The organism is Stutzerimonas sp. LR2 (genome assembly GCF_055755175.1).
In genome coordinates, this window is record NZ_JBVTRR010000001.1 from 1,178,478 (window position 1) to 1,197,788 (window position 19,311).

Genomic DNA, 19,311 nt, shown 5'->3' on the forward strand with positions numbered 1-19,311 from the left:
CAATACCCGTGGCATTGACGATTCTCGGCCTTTCCGGCGCCCTCAGTCATGATCCTTCCGCCGCCCTGTATATCGACGGCAAGCTGATCGCCGCCGTCGAAGAAGAGCGCTTCGTGCGCGACAAGCATGCCAAGAACCGCATGCCCTACGAGTCGGCCAAGTTCTGCCTGGAGCAGGCCGGCATCAAACCGTCCGACGTCGATGTGGTGGCGATCCCGTTCGCACCCATCAGCATCTTCGAAAAGGCGCGCTGGCACTATGCCAAGCGTTACTGGTACGCACCGGATCGCGCGCTGGATGCCATTCTCATGGGCAATCGCCGCTATTACCGCTACAAGAAACGCATCGAATGGTGTCTCCAGCAGCTGGGCTTCGACCTGAAGAAGGTCAAGATCCAACCGGTCGAGCATCACCTGGCTCATGCCTCCAGCGCCTATCACTGCTCCGGCTTCACCGAGAAAACCGCGATTCTCGGCATCGATGGCAAAGGCGAGTACGCCACCACCTTCTTCGGCTGGGGTGAGAACGGCAAGATCCACAAGATCAAGGAATTCTACGACCCGGACTCCTTGGGCGGACTGTATGGCGCGATCACCGAATACCTCGGCTTCGAGATGCTCGATGGCGAGTTCAAGGTCATGGGCATGGCGCCGTACGGTGACGCGGCCAAGTACGATTTCTCGCGCCTGGCGACCTTCGAGAACGGCGAGCTGACCATCAATACCGAATACGCCAACGTCATCGGCTTCCGTCGCTACAAGGAGAAGGGCAAGGGCTATTACTTCTCGCCCAAGCTGATCGAGTGGCTGGGACCCAAGCGCGAAGGCGATATCGCCGACGACCCGTATATTCATTACGCGGCCAGCATGCAGGCGCTGTTCGAGAAGCTTGCGCTGGAGATGATGGACTACTACCTCGGTGACATCATCCGCGAGACCGGCAAGATCGCCTTTGCCGGCGGTTGTGCGCTCAACGTCAAACTCAACCAGAAGATCATCGCCCGCGAGGAGGTCAAGGAGCTGTTCGTCCAGCCGGCCTCCGGTGATGCTGGAACCGCTGTCGGTGCGGCGGCCTATGTGTCGGTGCAGCGCGGCGTTCCGGTAGAGAAGATGGAGCACGTCTACCTCGGCCCGTCTTATTCAAACGAAGATGTCATCGCTGCCTGTGCCCGGCATCCGAACAAGCCAGTGTTCAAGCAGATCGCCAACACCCCCGAGCGCATCGCCAGGATCATGGTCGACGGCAACCCGGTGGCCTGGTTCCAGGGGCGCATGGAATTCGGCCCGCGTGCGCTGGGCGGTCGCTCGATCATTGGCTGCCCGAGCGTGCCGGGCGTTGCCGACCGCATCAACGAGCAGATCAAGTTCCGCGAGCGTTGGAGACCCTTCTGCCCGTCTATGCTCGATACCGTGGCGCCGCAGATGCTCAAGGTCGACCATCCGAGCCCATTCATGACATTCACCTTCGAGGTCAACGAAGGCTGGAAGGAGCGTGTCGGCGAGGTGGTCCATGAAGACGGTACCTCTCGCGCCCAGGTTCTCGAGCGCCGGCACAACCCGCGCTGGTACGACCTGATGCTGGAGCTGGAAAAGCTGACCGGTAATGGCGTGTCGCTGAACACCTCGCTCAACCGCCGCGGCGAACCGATGATCTGCTCGCCGACCGACGCGCTGAACATGTTCTACGGCTCGGACCTGCAGTACCTGATCATGGAGGACATCCTCGTGGTCAAGGACGGCAAGGACTGGTATGACAACAATTGAACGGCTGCCTGATCAGACGCAGCGATGGGTGCTGCAGTTCTGCCATGGCTATGACGGTCCATTTCTCGATTGTGCGCGGCAATATGCCGCGCTTTTCGTTGAGACGCGGTACAAGGTCTGTACCGTCTATCTCACTGGGGCACCGAGTGATGAAGTGGTGCAAGGCTCGGCTTCGGATGAAGTGATCTTCCTTAATTACAGCAGTGGCGAGGTGCGAGGCCTGAAACTGCGCGCAATTCGCGATATCCGGAGGATCTCCAAGGCACGCAATTTCGCTTTCTGTATCGCGCATCGCTTCAAGCCGATTTATGTGGCGCTGCTGGGAACGGTGCTGCCGGTGATCGGTGTGCACCATGCTTTCGGTGACTACCAGCGCCGCTCACGTCAACTGTTCGTCAATCATTATCGCAAGCGGCTCATCCTGCTCGGTGTTTCCAACGCCGTACGGGATGACATCCGAGCCTGCTTGCCGAACTGGCCAGCTGAGCGTGTTCAAACGCTGTACAACCGCATTGACATAGCTGCTGTGCAGGCCGAACAGGTTTCCCGTGAAGAGGCACGTACATTTCTGCGGCTACCCCAGGATGCCTGGATCGTCGGCAACGTTGGCCGCCTGCATCCGGATAAGGATCAGACAACCCTTATTCGGGGCTTTGCGCAGGCGTTGCCTCGGCTGCCGAGTGGCAGCCTGCTGGCCATCATGGGCAGCGGAAAACTGGCGGGTCCCTTGAAGGCACTGGCTGCGGAACTGGGCGTTGCCACATCGGTGCGTTTTCTTGGGCAGGTACCGCACGCGCGGCGGTATTTCAAGGCCTTCGATGTGTTCATTCTTACTTCAGATCATGAGCCGTTCGGCATGGTTCTGTTGGAGGCTATGGCAGCGGGTGTCCCTGTGGCATGCACAGATTCCGGTGGCGGAAAGGAGGTGGTTGGGAATGCTGGTGAATTGTTTGCGTTAAAGGATGCACAAGAATTAGCCGCGACACTTGAGCATCGGGCGAATGCCAACGACATCTTTCACCTTCGCAGCATGATGATGGCTCGCTTGACCGAATTTTTTTCCGACCAGGCTTCGCGCCAACGTTTCTGGAATCTGTCGGTTCTGCCCGCAGCTAAGGAGTGAATCGGCTATGGGTAGTAATCCCTGGAGCGCCAAAGCGCGTGATTTAGACCGTTACCGTTGGATGTTGCTGCGTGAGCGGCACGGCGTGTTCGGTAGTGGTGTGCGGTTCTTGCGAGAGGCGATTGGCGATTGGCTGTTTGGGGTTCGCGCCAAGATGCGCCTTGCTAAGAGTGTCGAAGTTCAACCTTGTGACTTTTTGCTTTTGCAGTCGGCACCCAAGGTGTTGGCCTTTCAGCGTAAAAAGAAGCTAATCGCTGGGATTCGGGAGCGTGGCTATACGCTTACCGAAACTGCGTTACAGCCTCCGCGGGTTGTCTTGCGTAACGCGATGCTCCGACGCCCCCCTTTTTCCGTGCCAACCCGCTATTTTGGGCTAGCTGCTCACGCGCAATGGCTAGTTGAACACTACCAGCCAAAAGTACTGCTCAACGACCGCAACGGTAGCTTGCATGCCCCCTTCCTTCGTTTGGCTCTCAACGCCTGCCACCGACCTTTAGTACACCTAGCGCACGCTACAACGGTGGAAGGCTCTCGGCGGCTCGGCATGAATGACTACGACTTTTACTTCCTGTTTGGGCAAAGCTCATTAGACGCATTGCGCGCTAGGAATCTCCGACTCGGGAGCTCCTTGGCCGTTTTGGCTGGCTCGCACATGATTGACGATAGCTACGACCTGGCGATAGCAGATCCTCACCTGCATACATTACTGGTGTTGGGAGTAGGTCCGGACAAGGAAAAGGAAGGTGGTTATCGTGCTACTTATGATTTGTTACGTAATTGGGCTGCTACAAACCCCGGCTACCGGGTGCTCGTCAAGGCGCATCCGCGCAGTTGTGTGCCGTTCTGGCAAGACGCCTCGACGCAACTCAGCAATGTCCATGTGCTTCCGAAAGAGTGCACCTTGGCTGAGGCCTTGGCGCGGGTATCAATCGTTGTGAATATCATGTCAAATGCGGTCATCGAGGCCGCCTTGGCGCGGCGTCCTGTATTGCATGTGAATGCTAGTCGCGACCCGGATATATTTGAACAGGCGCGATTCTTTGGGCCATGTATCGATACTGCTGAAAAAATTTCTGAACGGTTAAAAGAAATAGAAAATAATTATTCGACCGCAGTAGCGGCGTCTGTGTCTTTTGCTGAATATCATTTGGCTCAGGGGAGCAATGGTTTGGAAAGTTGTTTGACGCTTCTAGAAAATATAGTGTCAGGTGAAACCTGTGTTGGTGTGCCTCTCATGGAGAGGCTAGGGAAGTGAAGTTCCTCTTTTTCTCCTTGGCAAAACACCAGTCAATTTATTTTAAAAAGTTGCTTTCGTGTGCAGGCATGAATGGCCAGGTAGTTGAAATGCAGGACCTGCCTTGGCCGGCGCTGGGTCAGCTGTTTAGTGTTTTGCGGCGGGTCGATTGGAAGAAATTAGTTGAGGAGAAGTGCCAGGAGCGGCGTGTTAAAGGAAAATATCAAGGCGTGGCGTTTCGTTTATTGCTTCGTTTGGAAATGCTTTTAACCGCGCTGCGCTGCGCTGCAATTTTACAAAAGGAGGAGCCGGACGCTTTAGTAGTATGGAACGGCTCGAATCGCCACTGCCAGCTCATGTTAGCGTTATTGCCAGCAGGCAGACGTACCTTTTTTGTCGAAAATGGTTTGCTTCCCGGAACCACGACGCTCGACCCTCGAGGCGTTAATTACCTAAACTCGGTCCCTCGTGATGCTAGTTTTTACCTAGATTATGCAGACCGGGTGTGTCTACCTTCCGATGATGTGCCAGTTATCCTAATTCCTCGCAAACCCCGCAGCGAGGGACCTCCGCCGATAACATTGCCAGAGCGCTTTATCTTTATTCCATTTCAGGATGACCGGGATACACAGGTTAGGTTGCATTCACCTTGGGTGCGAAATATGCGTGACCTGTTTGCATTAGGCGAGCGCATTGCCGATGAGACTGGCTGGGAGGTTGTATTCAAGGAGCATCCGTCAAGCCGGGAGAGTTACCGGGACCTCCACAGTCGCTGCCGTGATCGACTGAGGTTTGCGAATGGAAATTCTACTCAGGAACTGATTGAGGCTAGCAGCTTCGTCATTACCCTTAACTCTACTGTTGGCCTTGAGTCCTTGCTTCTCAGCAAGCCCCTGCTCACGCTAGGCCAGGCCTTTTTTAACATTGAAGGCCTAGCCGCGCACGCCGACTCGCTAGAGCAACTATTACAGCTAGTGAAAGAGTTTCCAAATTGGTCTGCAAACGACCGTTTGCGACGTGCCTTTCTGCATTATCTATCCAAGGAATATTGTGTGCCTGGTCGATGGCAGGATGCTTCTCCGGAGCATTTGCAGGAAGCGGTACGCCGCCTGACGGGTAATTGTAGTTTATCGAGTACTGGAGTAGCTGTTTGAACAGTTCGGATGTTCTTGCCCGTTGGGCTTTGCTTGGTTTAGTGGTGTTGCTGTGTGCACCGTGGGCTATGCCATCTAATAAGCTTTATCATCAAGCGTTGATCCTATTCATGTGGCTGCCTGCGCTGATCAGCCTAGGCTTCTCTCAGCTAAGGCCAAAGCTGCCACGACTCGACATAATTCTCCTCAGTGCATTTGCAAGCTGGACGCTGCTAGTAATTGCGATCAATGGCGGAGGGGAGCCCGTCAGCCAGGCCAAGGTCGTGCTCTACGTCGGCCTCAGCCTAGTGGCAATGCTATTAGCAGCGCGCGCAGCTCATTCAGCCGTAGAGCGTGTCGTGATGCTAGCTGCTCTTGTTGCCGGCCTCGGTTCTCTGGTGTCTTGGATCGACTTCTACGTGCTGACGGAGCACTCCTATCGGCATCGTGTTCTGGCCGTCGGGATTTGGGATACCGTCATTATGGCCGCACACGCCGTAGGCGCTTTGGCTGTCCTTGGTGTTGGCCTGGTTCTCAAACAACCGAAAACGTGGCGTCGCTCGGCTATTGTTGTTTTTGTAGTTGGAGCCTGTGCTCTTTTTCTTTTGTCGAGCCAGACGCGCGGGGTATGGCTTGGGGTAGCCGGTGTGATGGCGCTGGCTCTTTTGTCATTGCCATGGCGTGTAAGGATCGCAGTGACGGTCGCTGCAGCAGCGACGCTCGCTACAATCATCTGGTTTGATGCCTATCTGCTATTACAGAGGGGATTGTCCTATCGACCGGAACTCTGGCGGGCGGGCGTTGCTTTATTGATGGAGAGTCCGTTTTGGGGCTTGGGTTTTCATGATTTCAAACTGGCGGTGCCTGGACTGAAGACGCTGTATAACCATCCCCACAATCTATTTATTGATACAGGCATACGGCTCGGGCTTATTGGGTTGTTGCTTTTCCTTTGTGTATGGGTTCGCTGCGCATTTCTAGCCTGGCAAGCTCGTGGAGAAGCACTTGGGCGGGCGCTTTTGATGCTCTGGGTGTTTTCTTCGTTGAGTTTGATGACGGACGGGATAGGGCTCTGGCTTAAGCCTAACGCCGATTGGATGATTACCTGGCTGCCCATTGGTTTAGGCCTCGTTCTGGCCCAGCGTTCACGCTACGCTGAAGCTGAAGAGCACATCGGCGTTCAGCATATTGCGTGAATGCGGCTATCTCTTGGTTATTGTACTTTCGCGGACTCGACGAGCATCGCCATGAGAAGGAGTAGCGCCATGTCCTATGTGAAGAGACGTCGGTGGAGCGGGCTGCGGCTAAAGGTGCGCTAAGTGATAGCGCGCCGGATCCACTATTGCTGGTTTGGCGGGCAGCCTATGCCATTGCAGGCCAAACGTTGCCTCGCTTCATGGGCTTATCATCTCCCCGATTATGAGGTGGTTCGCTGGGATGAAGCGTCTTTCGATCCGGCGAGTCATCCCTTTACTGCTGCGGCACATTCGGCAGGAAAATATGCATTTGTAGCCGATTATGTGCGAATGCACGTGCTCGCTAAGGAAGGAGGGATCTATCTCGACGTCGATGTGGAGGTTTGTGCCTCTTTTGACGAGCTTCTGGAGAATGAGTTCTTCATTGGGCTCGAGGATCGTCAACGGTTCGCAACAGCCGTAATCGGGGCGTCTGTCGGACATTGGCTTCCTGTCCGTATGCTTGAATATTACGGTCGTGTCCAATTCGATGAAAAACGCTTGTCCGAACTGGTGAATGTAAATGAAGTTAGCCGGCTGATGCTGGCGAGAGGCTTCACTGGCAGTGGCGAGGAAGAACTTCGTGGAACCGAGCGAGTGCTCGGTGTCGGTCGGCTCGCCGAAGCTGTTCACTCGCAGAGGGTGGGCGTCAAGCCGCTTGCGCGCCATTTGTACGTTGGGAGTTGGCGCAGGCGTGAAGGCAAGAGCTTAGCGAGTCGTCTGGCTAGAGGCTTGCGCAAGCTGCCGGAGCAGCTCGGCGCTTGGTTGGCTTGGAAAATATACCGGCTCCGAACTAAACTTCGACGGGTTAGATACCGTTAGTGCCCCATTCGGGGCAAGCAAAGAAAATCTACTAACGCCGCCCCCGAAACGGGATTAAGTAACGTGACTTGCGCCCCGCCCCGTTCTGCTTGAAGTGCTGGTAGAACTCCAGGCCGGATTTGCTCTGTAACTCAGGGCGATCGTGCATATGGCTTTTGATTATTTCGTCGTAATTCTTTTCGGAGATTAAGCTTTCAAGGGAATGTTGATAAAAAAGAGCCAGTTGGTAACCAACCGTTTCGTTATGGAACGCGGTTGAGCCGATAAAACAGTTCTCTAGGTCAATTACTTTAGCATCTTCCAGGGAGTGGTTTGGAAACATGATATTTCCTGCCCAGAGATCAAGGTGGTAGATTCCTTGTGAATTGAGTTTCATGATTGCATCGAGCCCTGCTCGAATAAAAAGCTCAATTTTTTCGGGGCGGCTATTTATCCAGTCGAGGCCGTTAACATATCCCGTCAGATTCTCGAATGTAAGAAATACCTCTTTGACCAAGCCAAGCTTGCTTCGTGCAAAACCAAGCCCGGTCAATCGTGGGATCATATCCGTTTTTTCGCTTGCTCTTACGTTGTTCCGCAGCTCGGCCAATGGCCAGTCATATGCCCCAGAGCGGCGCTTGAGGCCAAAGCTGATGCGCAGGCGTGAGGGGTAACTTTCGATAGAGGTTGTTTTTACGAACACCTGCCGCCCATCGTCAGTAAAGCACGGCTGGGCGAGGCGCTGGCGGCCCATTTGCTTTCGCTGCGAAATAAGCGCGTCTATGCATTCAAGATTGCCATTAAGGGCTGCATAGTTGCCTATGCTGAAGGCGATCAAGTCGCCTTGCTGAGCACTTACTTCATGTTTTATGCCGGTGACTCTTCTGGGCGAGCGCATGAACATCCTTGTTGTAGTAAAGAGCTTGAAGCATCTCGAATGGGAAGTTTTCGAGTTTTTTGCGTTTGAGGTGGTTCTTCATATGGCGAAGGTTTCGCCTGATTTGCCAAGCATTGAGTGGGAAGGTTTTCTTCTGCAAGTCAAGGAAGTCAATCAAGCCAAACTCCCCGCTTGGCAAAATCAGGATGTTGCCAATGTGTAGCGACCGAAAATAGATTTTATTTGCGTGAAGTTCACGGATAAATCCCGCCAAGCGAGGAAGTATGGCTGCAAGCTTCTCCGGTGAATCGTGGAACAGCCGCTCAAGAGATTGCCCGGGTAAAGGTCGATAAAGGCAACCAGTCAGGCCTTTGTCGTGATCTAGCCAAAAGGTTTCGGTGATTTCGGGCGTGGCTATGTGGTGGAAAGCGAGCGTCTGTGCGTTTCGCGCGAAACGGATAGCTGCTGGTCGTAAGCGAGCAAGCCATTGCGCGCGTCTGGTATGAAATATCTTAAGGTACAACCCATTCGATAGCGCAGCCACTTTCGGCCCGCGGCCGTCGCTCTCCAGCACGACGCCATCAGCCAGCCAGCTTTCCAGTTCCTGCGCTGTTACAATCCGCATCTTGTTCCTCTAGCCAGTCGTATGGGGCTTGCCGAATGGCCAATTCTACCCAGCAATCCAGTGTCACGGTGTATCTGCGATTGCTGCGCTACGTGCTCCCCTATTGGGGGCTGTTTGCGATCAGTCTCGCTGGCTTTCTGCTCTTCGCATCCACCCAGCCCGCGCTGGGCTACATCCTGAAGTTCTTCGTCGACGGGCTGAACAACCCGGACGCAAGTTTCTTTTCCCAGGTACCGCACCTCAACGAGGTGCGGTGGCTGGCCGAGCTAAAATTGCTGCAGGCCGTGCCTTTGCTGATCATTCTGATCGCGTTGGTGCAGGGTATTGGCTCCTTCCTTGGCAATTTCTTCTTGGCTAAGGTTTCTCTCGGGCTCGTGCACGATCTGCGCGTCGCGCTGTTCAACAACCTACTGACCCTGCCCAACCGCTACTTCGACAGCCACAACTCCGGCCATCTGATCTCGCGGATCACGTACAACGTGACCATGGTCACTGGAGCGGCAACCGATGCGATCAAGGTCGTGGTGCGCGAGGGCATGACGGTGATTTTCCTGTTCGCCACGCTGCTGTGGATGAACTGGAAGCTCACTCTGGTGATGCTGGCGATCCTGCCGGTGATCGGTTTCATGGTCTCGAGTGCCAGCAAGAAATTCCGCAAGCAGAGCAAGAAGATTCAGGCGGCGATGGGCGACGTGACGCATGTGGCGTCCGAGACCATCCAGGGCTATCGCGTGGTGCGCAGTTTTGGCGGCGAGCCGTACGAGCAGCACCGCTTCCTTGGCGCGAGTTCGGAGAACACGGCCAAGCAGTTGCGCATGGTCAAGACCAATGCGGTCTACACCCCGAGCCTGCAGCTGGTGATCTACAGCGCCATGGCGGTGCTGATGTTCCTTGTGCTGCTGCTGCGAGGCGATGCGTCGGCGGGCGATCTGGTCGCTTACATCACGCTGGCCGGCTTGCTGCCCAAACCGATTCGCCAGCTGTCGGAAGTCAGTTCGACCATTCAGAAAGGTGTCGCTGGCGCTGAGAGCATCTTCGAGCAGCTCGACGAGCAGCCCGAGATCGACACTGGCACGCTGGAGCGCGACTCGGTCAGCGGACGTCTGGAAGTGCGCAACCTCAATTTCGTCTACCCGGGCAGCGACAAGCCGGTGCTGCACGACATCAGCTTCACCGTGGAGCCCGGGCAGATGGTGGCGCTGGTCGGTCGGTCCGGCAGCGGCAAGTCGACACTGGCCAATCTGATCCCGCGTTTCTACCACCATGAGACCGGCCATATCCTGCTCGACGGTGCGGATGTCGAGTCCTATACGTTGCGCAACCTGCGCCGGCATATCGCCTTGGTGACGCAGCAGGTGACCCTGTTCAACGATACCGTGGCGAACAACATCGCCTACGGCGATCTGGCCGGCGCGCCGCTGGACGACATCCGCCGTGCCGCGCGCGATGCCTACGCCGACGAGTTCATCGAGCAAATGCCCGAGGGCTATCAGACGCTGGTCGGGGAGAACGGCGTGCTGCTGTCCGGTGGACAGCGGCAGCGCCTGGCGATTGCGCGTGCACTGCTCAAGAATGCCCCCGTGCTGATTCTTGACGAAGCGACTTCGGCGCTGGATACCGAGTCCGAGCGGCATATCCAGGGGGCTCTGGACCATGTGATGCAGGGCCGCACCACGCTGGTCATCGCTCACCGCCTGAGCACAATCGAGAAGGCCGATCTGATCCTGGTGATGGAGCAGGGCCGCATCGTCGAGCGTGGCACCCATGCCGAGCTGCTGGCGGCGAATGGTGCCTATGCGAGGCTTCATGCGACCCAGTTCCAAGACGATGTATCGGACGAGCAGGGCGCCTGATGCTGCAGCTTCTGAAAAGTTGGCGTGAGCGCGGCTGGTGCGAGATCGATGCCGACACCTATGCGCAGATCTGGCAGCGCTACGGCGGCAGCGTTGCCACTCACCCGGCCGTCGTCGAGCGCCTGGCCGGTCTTGCGGGTATTCCGGTGCGCTATCTGGCCTGGGAGCAGCAGGGCGAGTTGATCGCCGCGGTGCCCTGCTGGGGGCGCCATCTGGCGCTATCCAAGGACGTATTGAAAAAGACCGGCAAGCGCGGGCTGTTCGATCTGGGCAATGCCGAGATCATTCTGCCCGTCGCTGAGCAGGCGGCGATTCCGGTCCGCCAGCGCATGCGCTACGTGTCAGAGCTCAATGCGGGCGCGATCAGCACCTTGCGCGAGCAACCGGAGGGTCTGGCGCTGGCGCGCGAACCGGAGGCGTACTCGAAGAAGTTCCGTTACAACCAGCGCCGCGAACAGCGTTTGCTGGAAGAGGCGGGCGGTGCGCTGCGCCCCATGCTCGATTTTTCTGCGGCGGAGCAGGCGGCGATGTACGCTGAGTTGTTTCAACGGCGCTGGAATTTCGAGGCGCCGGGCAAGGCGCATCTGCATGAGGTGTTCGAGCTGCTGCGCGAGTTCATGACCGGCTCGGTGGTGTTTCTCGACGAGCAGCCGATCGCCATCCAGGTTCTCTATCGGGTCGAGTCGCCGAAGTGGGTGTCCGTCGAGTACATCAATGGCGGTGTCGACCCGGTGCAGCGGGACTTCAGCCCAGGCAGCGTGCTCAGCTTCGTCAATACCCAGGCAGCCTGGGCCGAGGCGCGGGCGCTGGGCAAACCGCTGCGTTACTCCTTCGGCCGGGCGGATCGTGAGTACAAGGATCGCTGGTGCAACCGAGTTCCGGTCTATCAGGTGTGAGCCATGAGTGCACGCAAGCAGCAGTTGCTTAGACGCCACCGCAAGCACAAACGCATCGCCCTGCTGGTCGCGCTGGTCGCGCTGCTGCTGCTCGGCGCGCTGGTTGCTTGGTGGTTGGTTCCGCTCTTGCTGGTGTTGGGCTGGATCGCTCATGAGGCCTGGTTTGCCGACCACCTGTTCTACAGCCCTCAGGACGATTACGACTATGTCTTCCCGGACGATGCCCAGCGTTATCCGGTGCGGATCGACGGCGGCCGAATCACGCAGCCGGAGCGCTTCGAAGCCGCGGATACGCTTATTCTCGAGATCGAGCTCAAGGCCAGCTGGCTGGGGCGGTGGCTTGATCCGCAGGTGTGGGTTGGCGAAGACCGTCAGGATTTCGAGCGGGGCGTTGCCGGCCGGCGCTATCTCAACCTGTCCGGCCAGCATGAGCCGCTGAGTGGGGGTGTGCTGCATGTCAGCGGGCGCTTCTGTCGCCTGTCCGGCGAGGCGACGCTCTTCGCGATGCGCAACCCGGATTATTCCGAGCGCCGCGTTCTGATCGTCGCCCCGCATGCCGACGATGCCGAGCTGGCCGCTTTCGGCCTGTACAGTCAGGCGCGCGATGTGGCCATCGTGACCCTGACCCAGGGCGAGATCGAAGCCGACAGATACCGTCGGCTGGGTCTGGACGATGCGTCTGCCGCCAGGCTCAAGGGGCGGTTGCGCACATGGGATAGCCTGGCGGTGCCATTGTGGGGCGGTGTGCCGCAGTCGCGGTGCGTCCAGCTGGGCTATTACTGCCTGCAGCTGCCCGCCATGGCCGCCGATCCGCAGACGCCGTTCGGCTCGCGCGAATCCGGTGAACAGGACGTGCGCAGCGTGCGCCGGCACAATCCGCTGCTGTTGCCCGCGGATGTGGACGGTGTGCCCAGTTGGGACAATCTGCAGGCCGATCTGCGGGTTCTGCTCGCTCATTTTCGCCCTGAGGTGGTGGTCACACCGCACCCTGAACTGGATCCTCACGCTGACCATGTGGCTGCCACCCGGGCCTTGTATCAGGCCATGGAGGAGGGCGACTGGCTGCCGGAAACACTGCTGTTGTATGCCAACCACCTGCACGATAACGACCGCTGGCCGATGGGGCCGGCTGATGGCGGCGTGGCTTTGCCGCCCGCCATCGAGCCGCTGCCGGCCGATCGCCTATGGAGCCCGACGCTGGATTCCGAGGCTCGGCTGAACAAGGCCATGGCGCTGGCGATGCAACACGATCTGCAGGGTCCTTTGCCGCTCAAGAAGCGCCTGCGCCGCCTGATCCAGGCCGCCCTCGCCGGTCGCCGCTGGCCGTCCACCGGCGACGACGAGTTTTTCCGCAAGGCCGTTCGCAGGCACGAGCTATTCTGGGTGCGCAAGCTCTAGCAGCGTTGACACGCTGGCCGGACCAGCGCGGCCCGCATGCTATGATCGCCGCCGTTTTCTGTCAGTCATCGGAGCCCCAATGAAGCTGTCCATGCCCCGTTTCGACCAAGCCGCCGTTCTGGTGGTCGGTGACGTCATGCTCGATCGTTACTGGCATGGCGGCACGTCGCGGATCTCGCCCGAGGCACCGGTGCCGGTGGTGAAGGTCGAGCAGATCGAAGATCGCCCAGGCGGTGCGGCCAACGTCGCGCTGAACATCGCAGCGTTGGGGTCTGCCGCGGCGCTGGTGGGTGTGACCGGCGAGGACGAGGCGCGTCAGAGCCTGGCTGACAGCCTCGCGGCTGCCGGTGTGCAGGCGCATTTCCAGTGCATCGATGACCAGCCCACCATCGTCAAGCTGCGGGTGATGAGTCGCCATCAGCAACTGCTGCGCATGGATTTCGAGGAGCCGTTCAACACCGATCCGGCCGCGTTGCTGGCCGAGGTGGAAGGGCTGCTGGCCGGGGTCAAGGTGCTGGTGCTGTCGGACTACGGCAAGGGCGCGCTGAAGAACCATCAGGCGCTGATCCAGGCGGCGCGGCACCGTGGCATTCCGGTGCTGGCCGACCCCAAGGGCAAGGATTTCGACATCTATCGCGGCGCTACGCTGATCACGCCTAACCTGGGCGAATTCGAGGCGATCGTCGGGCATTGTGCCGACGAGGCCGAGTTGGTCAGCAAGGGTGCCGAGCTGATGAGCCGGCTCGAGCTGGATGCGTTGCTGGTCACCCGTGGCGAGCACGGCATGACCCTGCTGCGTCCCGATCACGCGCCGCTGCACCTGCCGGCCCGTGCCCGCGAAGTGTTCGATGTCACCGGTGCCGGCGATACCGTCATTTCAACCCTGGCCGCTGCGATTGCGGCTGGCGAGGAGCTGCCACAGGCCGTGGCACTGGCCAACCTGGCCGCCGGTATCGTGGTCGGCAAACTGGGCACCGCCTGCATCAGCGCGCCGGAGCTGCGCCGCGCGGTGCAACGCGAGGAAGGCTCCGAGCGTGGCGTGATGACCGTCGAGCAGCTGCTCACCGCGGTCGAGGATGCCCGCGCCGAGGGCGAGAAGATCGTCTTCACCAATGGCTGTTTCGACATCCTGCACGCGGGCCATGTGACCTACCTCGAGCAGGCCCGGGCCCAGGGCGACCGGCTGGTGGTGGCGGTGAACGATGATGGCTCGGTGAGCCGCCTCAAAGGCCCGGGCCGGCCGATCAACTCGGTGGATCGACGCATGGCGGTGCTGGCCGGTCTGGAAGCGGTGGATTGGGTGGTGTGCTTTTCCGAGGACACGCCGGAAAACCTGCTGGCCCAGGTGCGACCCGATGTGCTGGTCAAGGGCGGCGACTATGGCGTCGATCAGGTCGTCGGTGCCGATCTGGTCAAGGCCTACGGCGGTGTGGTGAAGGTGCTGGGGCTGGTGGAAAACAGCTCGACGACCGCCATCGTCGAGAAGATCCGCGCCCGCTGAACCACGGCAGTCAGGTGCCGCGCGATCGGGCTACTCAGCGCGCCACGGCGGCTGGCCGGGCTGCCCACCAGTCCTTCCAGCGTACCCGCTCGTCGCGCACCACCCAGCCCTCCTGCGGCGCAAAGCTCTCCGACAGCCACAGCCCCCGTGTATTGACGGGGCTGAACTGGCCATCACGCAACTGCAGCAGCTGCTCCTGCGGTTGTCCCTGGTGCAGCGGAACAAGGTAGAGGTCGGGCCTGTTACGGTTCAGGCGCGCCACCAGCTTGTCCGCCTCCAGGCGCTCGTCGACATGGTACAGGCTGAGCTGGCGAACCTCCTTCGGCAGTTCCATGCGCATGTCGTAGACCAGCTGCAACGATGCCGTCGGCAGGTGCACATAGGCGCGCGGCCGTTCCATGAGCACCATGTTGCCGCACTGTACCGGCCGTGTAGCGCCAGATTGCGAGGCGAGCTTGAAATGCACCGCCTCGCGGTAGTGCAGGCTCGCCTGATAGGGCGTGGGTAGCCAGGTGTCGCCGAAGCGCCCGGCCATCCAGCCCTCGGGCGTCTCCAGCAGGCATTCTTCGGCGATTTCCTGGATGGCGGTGAGCAATGGCAGGTTCAGCTCGTGTGCCGGGATGTACCCGGAAATCAGCTTGAGCACCACGTCGCCGCGGTCCAGGCGCTGCTGGCGGACCAGCACCCAGTATTCCCGGCCCTGCCAGCAGAGGGTCAGGCGGACCGAGACGCCCAGATTGGCCAGCTCGATGGCGAAGCGGCCCGGATCGGCCACCTCCACCGGGCGCCGGCGCTCGATGACCTCGGCGAAATTCAGCGGTCGGCCCAGGCTCTGGTAGCTCAGGCTGTCGTGGCCAGCCTCGACGTAGAGCGGCAGGGTCTTGAATGCGGCAGGGCTCTTGCGTACCAGAACGCGAGGCATTCGGGCTCTCCTTACGGCGAACGGGGCCGCTGCGCGGCGCCGGTGGCTGCTGCCGCGCAGCGAACGGAACGCTGCGCCTCCGAGGTCAATCGCCCGTCAGGACGGCGGCAGCAGTGGCTACGTTAGACGTCAAATGCTGCGGATTGATAGTGCCGATGATCGCGCCGCTGACCCCTGGGTGACCGAACAGCAGCTCGAAACTGCGGCGGACCGGGTCGTCGCCTGGCTTGAGGCAAGCATGTCCGCTGGCCAGGGCTTTCTTGATCAGAATGCCCTTGCCGTGTGCAGCAGCGTAGTCGAGGACCGGTCGTTCGGCCTGCTCGTTGAGGTTGTAGGTCACCATCGCGCAGTCGCCCTGCTGCAGCGCAAGCAGCCCACCATCGACCGTCTTGCCGGACAGGCCGAAGGCGAGGATCTTGCCCTCGCGCTTGAGTTCGGCCAGGGTCTGGTAGACCTCGGTGTGCTGCAGGATATCGAGGTCGTTGCCGTCCGAATGCACCAGCACCAGCTCGATGCGGTCGGTACGCAGACGCTTGAGGCTGCGCTCCACCGAGAAGCGCGTGTGGGCGGCAGAAAAGTCGAAACGCGACTGGCCATTCTCGAACTCCTCGCCAACCTTGCTGACGATCACCCAATCCTCGCGCTGTCCGGCCAGCAACGGGCCGAGCCGTTCCTCGCTGACGCCGTAGGCCGGCGCGGTGTCGATCAGGTTGATACCCAGTTCGCGGGCCAGGGTCAGCAGCTGGCGAGCCTGGGCGTCGTCTGGGATGGAAAAACCGTTGGGATACTTCACCCCTTGATCGCGGCCCAGCTTCACCGTGCCCAACCCCAGTGGCGAAATGCTTAGGCCGGTGCTGCCCAGCGGGCGGTGCAGGTCATGCAGCGTCGCGTTCATGGCAGCAGCCCTTCCCAGAACGGCCCGGTCAGCGGCGGACGTGGCAGTTGAGGTAGTGCGGGATGGTTGGCCGGACGAATGCCGTCACGGGCGAGGGCGGCTTCGACGCGGTCGGAGAAGTCGGGGGACAGCGCTAGCTTGGTCGGCCACCCCACCAGCAGTCGGCCCTGCTCGGCAAGGAAGGCGTTGTCCGGACGGGCGAGTGCCGATTGTGCAGGCTCGGCGCGGTCGATACGCAGCGTGGCCCATTGCGCGGAGGACAGGTCGATCCAGGGCACCAGTTCGGCCAGTTCCTTTTTCGCGGCGGCGATCTGAGTGGCTTCGTCGCGCGCCACGCCATCGGCTTCGGCCAGGTCGCCGCCGAGATACCAGAGCCACTCGCCGTCCGCTGTCGGATGGCTGGTGACCGTGATCCGCGGTTTGGTGCCGCCGCCCAGGCAATGGGCATAGAGTGGTTTGAGCGTGGGCGCCTTGACGATGACCATGTGCAGCGGACGGCGCTGCATGGCCGGTTGTTGCAGGCCGAGCGACGCGAGCAGCTCGGCAGTCCCGCCACCGGCGCTGAACACGATGCGCTGGGCACGGATCTCGCGACCATCGACGCGCAACCCGACCAGCTCGTTGTCGTCGAGCAGCGGTTCGATCCGCTCGCAGGCCAGCAGGCTGTCGCCAGCCAGCTCGGCCAGCCGAGCGATCAGGCTGGGCACGTCCAGCACCAGCTCGCTGAGCCGATAGACCTTGCCCTTGAACCGTGGATGCTGCAGCGCAGGCGGCAGCTCATCGCCCTTGACCTGGCCGACCCGCGAGCGCACCGCCTTGCTGGCGAAGAAGCTGGTGAGGTTACCGGCCAGGGTGCCTGGCGACCACAGGTAGTGTGCGTCGGACAACAGACGCACGCCGCTGAGATCCAGCTCGCCCTTGCCTTCGAGCGCTTCGCGCCAGCGCCGCGGCATGTCCGCAATCGCCTCGGAGGCACCGGTGAGCGCGCCGCTCAGCGCGTACTTGGTGCCGCCATGGATGATGCCCTGGGACTTCACGCTCTGCCCGCTGCCCAGTGCTCCCTTGTCGACCAGCAGGGTGGCAAAACCCAGTCGGCGCAGGCGCGCGTTCAGCCAAAGACCGGCGACGCCGCCGCCAACGATCAGGACGTCGGTGCTGAGGGATTCGGGCATGTGCAGACCTCATTGGGTAAACGGTCGCGCAGTATAACTGCAGTCCGCCGGCAGCTTAGTGGCCTGCACTGCGGGAGAACAACTGGATGACCACCACACCGGCGATGATCATCCCCATGCCCAGTACCGCCGGCAGGTCCAGGTACTGACGATAGAGCACCGCCGCGGCGACGCTGACCAGCACGATGCCGAGCCCGGCCCAGATGGCATAGGCGATGCCTACCGGGATGGTTCGTACCACCAGCGCGAGCATCCAGAACGACAGGCTGTAGCCCGCCACCACCAGCAGCAGTGGCAGCGGACGATTGAAGCCGGCCAGTGCCTTCATCGAGGTGGTGGCGACCACCTCGGCGCAGATGGCGATGGCCAGGTAAACATAGCCGGACATGGCGAGATCCTGATTATGGGCGGGCAACTTCGTTCGGTTCCGACCTCGCCAACAAGTTCGCCGGTAGGGCGGTTATGGCTCGCGAGCAGGCGGCTTGCTAAGCTCCGCGCCCATGAATCGCACCCTCTATACCCTGTTGTTTCACCTGGGCCTGCCGCTGGTGTTCCTGCGCCTGCTGTGGCGCGCTTGGCGCGCCCCGGCCTACTCCCGTCGTATCGGCGAGCGTTTCGCCTTCGGTTTGCCGCGGCTGCGTCCGGGTGGCATCTGGGTGCATGCGGTCTCGGTGGGCGAAAGCATCGCCGCGGCGCCGATGGTCCGCGAGCTGATGGCGCGCTACCCACACCTGCCGATCACCGTCACCTGTATGACCCCGACCGGCTCCGAGCGCATCCAGGCGCTGTTCGGAGACAGCGTGCAGCATTGCTACCTGCCCTATGACCTGCCCTGGACCGCGGCGCGTTTTCTGGATTGCCTGCAGCCGAAGCTGGCGGTGGTGATGGAGACCGAGCTCTGGCCCAACCATATCCATCAGTGCGCCCGACGCGGCATACCCGTGGCGCTGGCCAACGCGCGGCTGTCCGAACGTTCGGCCCGCGGCTATGCGCGCTTCGCCCGGCTGACCGCGCCAATGCTGGCCGAGCTGAGCCTGATTGCTGTGCAGACAGAGACTGAAGCCGAGCGTTTTCGCCAGCTCGGCGCACGCCACGAATGCGTCGAAGTGACTGGCTCGATCAAGTTCGACCTGGCCATCGACCCGGCACTGCTGGCGCGGGCGACCGATTTGCGCGATCAATGGGCGGCGCAGGATCGGCCGCTGTGGGTCGCCGCCAGCACCCATGCCGGCGAGGACGAAATCGTCCTGGCCGCGCACCGACGCTTGCTGGAGCGGTTTCCGCAGGCCCTGCTGCTCCTGGTGCCACGGCATCCGGAACGCTTCATCTCGGTGTATGAACTGGCGTGCAAGGAAGGCTTTGCCGCGGTGCGCCGCTCGACGGGCGAGACGGTTGGCGCCGGCACGCAGGTGCTGGTCGGCGACACCATGGGCGAGCTGCTGTTTCTCTATGCCCTGGCCGACGTGGCCTTCGTCGGTGGCAGCCTGGTGCCCAATGGCGGACACAACCTGCTGGAGCCTGCGGCGTTGGGCAAGCCGGTGCTCAGTGGCCCGCATCTGTTCAACTTTCTCGAAATCTCCGCGCAGCTGCGCGATGCCGGCGCCCTGCGCGAAGTGCAGGATGCCGATCAGCTGGCTGATGCTGTCGGTGAGCTCTGGCGCGATTCGGCTGCCGCGCAACGGATGCGTGACGCCGGGCTGGGCGTGCTCAAGGCCAATCAGGGCGCCTTGCAGCGTCTGCTGACAGGACTGGCGAGGCTGCTCAGCTAGCCGGTGTGTCTGGTCCGCGAGGAGGCCGGATCAGCTGTCGGCGTCATTGCGCCGTCTGAAGGGCGAGCGCCTGGTGGGCTTTAGCCCACCCAACCACGATTCAAGCGAGCCTCC

At 60.4% G+C, this 19,311-nt stretch carries 17 protein-coding genes; 11 read left to right on the plus strand and 6 right to left on the minus strand.

Annotated elements, in window-relative coordinates:
- The first annotated feature begins 8 nt into the window (after positions 1-8).
- From ACVRRC_RS05415 to ACVRRC_RS05440, 6 genes are all read left to right on the plus strand, one after another.
- Entirely contained in the window at positions 9-1,763 is a 1,755-nt protein-coding gene (locus ACVRRC_RS05415) for a carbamoyltransferase family protein (RefSeq protein ID WP_061372926.1), read from the plus strand.
- The gene (locus tag ACVRRC_RS05420) at positions 1,750-2,886 is read left to right on the plus strand and encodes a glycosyltransferase (RefSeq protein WP_472996712.1); all 1,137 of its coding nucleotides are present in this window, start codon (positions 1,750-1,752) and stop codon (positions 2,884-2,886) included. Before ACVRRC_RS05415 ends, ACVRRC_RS05420 begins: the two co-directional genes overlap by 14 nt.
- 7 nt (positions 2,887-2,893) lie before the next feature.
- Positions 2,894-4,141: a capsule biosynthesis protein gene (locus ACVRRC_RS05425; RefSeq protein WP_472996713.1), complete on the plus strand. Its 1,248-nt coding sequence runs from the start codon at positions 2,894-2,896 to the stop codon at positions 4,139-4,141.
- On the plus strand, positions 4,138-5,274 hold the full coding sequence (locus ACVRRC_RS05430) for a capsular polysaccharide export protein, LipB/KpsS family (RefSeq protein WP_472996714.1): 1,137 nt from the start codon (positions 4,138-4,140) through the stop codon (positions 5,272-5,274). Before ACVRRC_RS05425 ends, ACVRRC_RS05430 begins: the two co-directional genes overlap by 4 nt.
- Entirely contained in the window at positions 5,271-6,449 is a 1,179-nt protein-coding gene (locus tag ACVRRC_RS05435; RefSeq protein WP_081104855.1) for an O-antigen ligase family protein, read from the plus strand. The genes ACVRRC_RS05430 and ACVRRC_RS05435 overlap by 4 nt, the downstream gene beginning before the upstream one ends.
- A 123-nt stretch (positions 6,450-6,572) precedes the next feature.
- A complete protein-coding gene (locus ACVRRC_RS05440; RefSeq protein WP_081104856.1) occupies positions 6,573-7,310 on the plus strand; it encodes a glycosyltransferase family 32 protein in 738 nt (245 codons plus the stop codon).
- Positions 7,311-7,341: 31 nt separating this feature from the next.
- On the opposite strand, the gene ACVRRC_RS05445 is transcribed toward ACVRRC_RS05440, so the two are convergent.
- Entirely contained in the window at positions 7,342-8,187 is an 846-nt protein-coding gene (locus tag ACVRRC_RS05445; protein ID WP_472996715.1) for a BUD32 family EKC/KEOPS complex subunit, read from the minus strand.
- Positions 8,150-8,791 carry a lipopolysaccharide kinase InaA family protein gene (locus ACVRRC_RS05450; protein WP_061372931.1) on the minus strand — a complete coding sequence of 214 codons (642 nt, stop codon included), beginning with the start codon at positions 8,789-8,791 and terminating at the stop codon, positions 8,150-8,152. Before ACVRRC_RS05450 ends, ACVRRC_RS05445 begins: the two co-directional genes overlap by 38 nt.
- 35 nt (positions 8,792-8,826) lie before the next feature.
- On the opposite strand from ACVRRC_RS05450, the gene msbA reads away from it, so the two are divergent.
- The 4 genes from msbA (at position 8,827) to hldE (ending at position 14,439) form a co-directional block, all read left to right on the plus strand.
- Positions 8,827-10,644: a lipid A export permease/ATP-binding protein MsbA gene (gene msbA, locus ACVRRC_RS05455; protein ID WP_472996716.1), complete on the plus strand. Its 1,818-nt coding sequence runs from the start codon at positions 8,827-8,829 to the stop codon at positions 10,642-10,644.
- Entirely contained in the window at positions 10,644-11,540 is an 897-nt protein-coding gene (locus tag ACVRRC_RS05460; RefSeq protein WP_207238576.1) for a GNAT family N-acetyltransferase, read from the plus strand. Before msbA ends, ACVRRC_RS05460 begins: the two co-directional genes overlap by 1 nt.
- 3 nt (positions 11,541-11,543) lie before the next feature.
- Positions 11,544-12,938 (plus strand): PIG-L deacetylase family protein, encoded by a 1,395-nt coding sequence (locus ACVRRC_RS05465; RefSeq protein ID WP_472996717.1) that lies wholly within the window; start codon positions 11,544-11,546, stop codon positions 12,936-12,938.
- A 79-nt stretch (positions 12,939-13,017) separates the two neighbouring features.
- A complete protein-coding gene (gene hldE / locus ACVRRC_RS05470) occupies positions 13,018-14,439 on the plus strand; it encodes a bifunctional D-glycero-beta-D-manno-heptose-7-phosphate kinase/D-glycero-beta-D-manno-heptose 1-phosphate adenylyltransferase HldE (RefSeq protein WP_017246577.1) in 1,422 nt (473 codons plus the stop codon).
- 34 nt (positions 14,440-14,473) lie between these two features.
- Here hldE and ACVRRC_RS05475 read toward each other — a convergent pair whose 3' ends face one another.
- From ACVRRC_RS05475 to ACVRRC_RS05490, 4 genes are all read right to left on the minus strand, one after another.
- Positions 14,474-15,361, minus strand: a complete 888-nt coding sequence (locus tag ACVRRC_RS05475; RefSeq protein ID WP_048330039.1) for a hypothetical protein — start codon at positions 15,359-15,361, stop codon at positions 14,474-14,476.
- 85 nt (positions 15,362-15,446) lie between these two features.
- Positions 15,447-16,256 carry an aldo/keto reductase gene (locus ACVRRC_RS05480; RefSeq protein ID WP_019405428.1) on the minus strand — a complete coding sequence of 270 codons (810 nt, stop codon included), beginning with the start codon at positions 16,254-16,256 and terminating at the stop codon, positions 15,447-15,449.
- Complete coding sequence (locus tag ACVRRC_RS05485; protein ID WP_019405427.1) at positions 16,253-17,428, minus strand: NAD(P)/FAD-dependent oxidoreductase; 1,176 nt, start codon at positions 17,426-17,428, stop codon at positions 16,253-16,255. Before ACVRRC_RS05485 ends, ACVRRC_RS05480 begins: the two co-directional genes overlap by 4 nt.
- 55 nt (positions 17,429-17,483) lie before the next feature.
- Positions 17,484-17,816, minus strand: coding sequence for a DMT family transporter (locus tag ACVRRC_RS05490; protein ID WP_472996718.1), 333 nt, complete (start codon positions 17,814-17,816; stop codon positions 17,484-17,486).
- A 112-nt stretch (positions 17,817-17,928) separates the two neighbouring features.
- Between ACVRRC_RS05490 and waaA the strand changes: the two genes are divergently transcribed.
- The gene (gene waaA, locus ACVRRC_RS05495) at positions 17,929-19,197 is read left to right on the plus strand and encodes a lipid IV(A) 3-deoxy-D-manno-octulosonic acid transferase (protein WP_472996719.1); all 1,269 of its coding nucleotides are present in this window, start codon (positions 17,929-17,931) and stop codon (positions 19,195-19,197) included.
- Positions 19,198-19,311 lie beyond the last annotated feature (114 nt).

Bases quoted from the DNA above. Each gene is read 5' to 3' on its own strand.
- ACVRRC_RS05445 (WP_472996715.1), bottom strand. From the start codon at position 8,187: ATGCGCTCGCCCAGAAGAGTCACCGGCATAAAACATGAAGTAAGTGCT.
- hldE (WP_017246577.1), top strand. From the start codon at position 13,018: ATGAAGCTGTCCATGCCCCGTTTCGACCAAGCCGCCGTTCTGGTGGTC.
- ACVRRC_RS05425 (WP_472996713.1), top strand. From the start codon at position 2,894: ATGGGTAGTAATCCCTGGAGCGCCAAAGCGCGTGATTTAGACCGTTAC.
- ACVRRC_RS05475 (WP_048330039.1), bottom strand. From the start codon at position 15,361: ATGCCTCGCGTTCTGGTACGCAAGAGCCCTGCCGCATTCAAGACCCTG.
- waaA (WP_472996719.1), top strand. From the start codon at position 17,929: ATGAATCGCACCCTCTATACCCTGTTGTTTCACCTGGGCCTGCCGCTG.
- ACVRRC_RS05485 (WP_019405427.1), bottom strand. From the start codon at position 17,428: ATGCCCGAATCCCTCAGCACCGACGTCCTGATCGTTGGCGGCGGCGTC.
- ACVRRC_RS05465 (WP_472996717.1), top strand. From the start codon at position 11,544: ATGAGTGCACGCAAGCAGCAGTTGCTTAGACGCCACCGCAAGCACAAA.
- ACVRRC_RS05450 (WP_061372931.1), bottom strand. From the start codon at position 8,791: ATGCGGATTGTAACAGCGCAGGAACTGGAAAGCTGGCTGGCTGATGGC.
- msbA (WP_472996716.1), top strand. From the start codon at position 8,827: ATGGCCAATTCTACCCAGCAATCCAGTGTCACGGTGTATCTGCGATTG.
- ACVRRC_RS05490 (WP_472996718.1), bottom strand. From the start codon at position 17,816: ATGTCCGGCTATGTTTACCTGGCCATCGCCATCTGCGCCGAGGTGGTC.
- ACVRRC_RS05420 (WP_472996712.1), top strand. From the start codon at position 1,750: ATGACAACAATTGAACGGCTGCCTGATCAGACGCAGCGATGGGTGCTG.
- ACVRRC_RS05460 (WP_207238576.1), top strand. From the start codon at position 10,644: ATGCTGCAGCTTCTGAAAAGTTGGCGTGAGCGCGGCTGGTGCGAGATC.
- ACVRRC_RS05480 (WP_019405428.1), bottom strand. From the start codon at position 16,256: ATGAACGCGACGCTGCATGACCTGCACCGCCCGCTGGGCAGCACCGGC.